This window comes from Sulfurimonas sp. (assembly GCF_016744025.1).
Taxonomy (GTDB): Bacteria; Campylobacterota; Campylobacteria; order Campylobacterales; family Sulfurimonadaceae; genus Sulfurimonas.
The window spans coordinates 1-2,504 of record NZ_JADGFC010000216.1; the positions used below are offsets into that span (position 1 = coordinate 1).

At 33.1% G+C, this 2,504-nt stretch carries 2 protein-coding genes and 1 pseudogene; all 3 read right to left on the reverse strand.

Annotated features, from left to right (window positions below):
• Positions 1 to 87 precede the first annotated feature (87 nt).
• Positions 88 to 1,020, reverse strand: coding sequence for a magnesium chelatase domain-containing protein (locus QZZ48_RS15350; protein WP_294967132.1), 933 nt, complete (start codon positions 1,018 to 1,020; stop codon positions 88 to 90).
• Positions 1,021 to 1,032: 12 nt separating this feature from the next.
• Positions 1,033 to 1,500, reverse strand: a pseudogene (locus tag QZZ48_RS15355) (tyrosine-type recombinase/integrase); the annotation flags it as partial.
• A 37-nt stretch (positions 1,501 to 1,537) separates the two neighbouring features.
• Positions 1,538 to 2,029, reverse strand: a complete 492-nt coding sequence (locus QZZ48_RS15360) for a phage integrase N-terminal SAM-like domain-containing protein (protein WP_294967133.1) — start codon at positions 2,027 to 2,029, stop codon at positions 1,538 to 1,540.
• Positions 2,030 to 2,504 lie beyond the last annotated feature (475 nt).

The window sequence follows — 2,504 nt, forward strand, 5'->3', positions numbered from 1 at the left end:
AACTCTATTTCTTTAATAGTAAAATATTAACTATTAATAAAAGTCTATATCATTGGGATTAATAATAGTAAATTAAATAGTTAATACCTAGTTTATGAAAACACCATTATGAGCCAAACCTACTTCGCCTATCATTGCTTTATGTGAACCCCCTCCAAACACGCTGGCAAGGGTAGATGTGTGATGTGGTGAACGCATGTTCCTATGAGGTTTAAACTCTGGTTCTAGCATCTCAAAAGCTTGAAGTTTTGCAACATCTAGTATCTCATCAGATTTCATTGGAGGTAGTATATATCTAAGCCGTTTTGCTATCATACTTTTACCACATCCTGGAGAGCCTTCAAAGAGAATGTTATGAAAGCCAGCCGATGATATTAGTGCCGCTCTCTTTGCTACTTCTTGCCCCTTTACATCGCTGAAATCTTCATCATAATCATTTATGTAGTAATACTTCTCTCCTTTGATTTCATAATGCGGATATGCAATATCTGTCTGCTCTATACTAGGAGATGCTGTCTCTTGATTTCTAAGTAGCTCTATAGCATCTTGGAGATTTTTTACACCGTAAAATTCTATGCCTGGTATCTTAGATAGTTTTTGCAAACTCTCATATGGAACAATAGCTTTAGAGATTACTTTTTGATTTGCTAAAGATAACATCAACGGATAGAGTTGAATGTTTTCTTTTACACTACCATCAAGACCAAGTTCTCCAAACACAAACCACTCACTCAAATCATCTTCTAAAGAATCAAGCGCAACCAAAAGTGCTATACTCAAATCAAACTGACTACCTTCCTTTTTTAAATCACTTGGAGCTAGATTAATAGTTATGCGTTTTGGAGGAAAAGAGAACTCATTACTTAAAAGTGCAGACTTCACACGCTCTTTTGCTTCAGTGATAGATGCAGATGCGATGCCAACTATAGAAAAAGAGGGAAGTCCCTTTGTCAAAGTAGACTCAACATGCACAACCTTAGCATCTATACCTTCGTATGTAGCGCAGGAGACCTTTTTCATAATAATTTTCCTTTAAAAATCTAATGGGCTTATAACTTTAACCTTGTTCATCTCTGAAACTACATGAGTGTATATCATAGTTGTCTCTACACTTTTATGACCCAATAACTCTTGTATGCTTCGTAAATCTATGCCGGCTTGGAGTAGATGCGTAGCATAACTATGTCTAAATATATGTGAAGTTACTCGCTTGTTTAAGTTTGCTTTTTGAGATGCTACTTTTATGTTTCTACCTAATGTTTGAGCCATAACATGATGTCTCCTTTTTTCTTTTGTTCTTGGATCACAAGAGATACTTTTCATAGGAAATAAATACTGCCACTTAGTTTCATATTTTGAACGAGGATACTTTTTTTCTAAAGCATAAGGTATAAAAACACTTCCGTAACCATCTTTTAAATCATCCTTATTAAGAATTTCAACGCTCTGTACTTGTTCAATCAATTTTGCCTTTAATTTTTGAGGTAAAGGCACGGTTCTATCTTTAAGTGATTTGGAATCCCAAACATAAACCTTGTCAAATCCAAAATCTACATCTTTTTACTCTTAAGTTTAAAGCTTCACTCATCCTAAGTCCACAACCGTACATTAGATGCACTAACAAGCTGTATTGACTAGGTATATTTTGTAAAACTTTTACAACTTCTTCTTTAGTCAAAACTACTGGTATATGTTTTCTCTCCTGTGCACGAAGAGCTTGCACCCCAAGGGCACTTCTTTCAGGGCGAATGTTCCACTCACTCATATCTACACCAAGTACTTCTTTATATAAAAATAAAATAGCACTAAATGCTTGATTTTGAGTAGTTGGAGATACTTTATCTTTTATCGCTAACTTTGTTAAATAGGATTCTATTTCCATCTTGCCCATTTCAATAGGATGCTTCTTTTTATGAAATAAAATATAATGCTTTACCCAATGGGCATAAGTTCTCTCAGTTGAATAACTATAGTGCTTAAATCTAATCTTGTCTCGAACTAAATCCAATAATTTTCTTTTTACTTCCATAACAAATCCTTTCGCTTAAGTACCATCATGAGTGTTATGTAGGATTATGAACTATTAACACTCATTTGAGGCTGTTATTTGTCTGTGAGCCAATTAACCATCACTGTATATTTAAGAATAATAAGTAAAATATTTAAAATAATACAATAGTATGACAAATTGTCATACTATTGCACAGATACTAATAGTAACAGTCATAAACCATGATAGTTAACTATCCATCTTAAGGTTATTCTATATATAATGATGTTGAATAAATAGTTAAGCTCACATGGCAAATACACTAGGAGAATTATGACATTTACATTTGACACCAAGTCGCCACCTTAAAAACCACTTAATTTATTAATTATAACCAACTATTTTTAATATAATTTGACTTAAGTAAAAAAACGGGTGCATAAAACATTCATTAAAGTTCGGTATAGTAGTAGTAAACAAAGGTTTATTTACAAATGGCTGTAAAAAAGCTCTA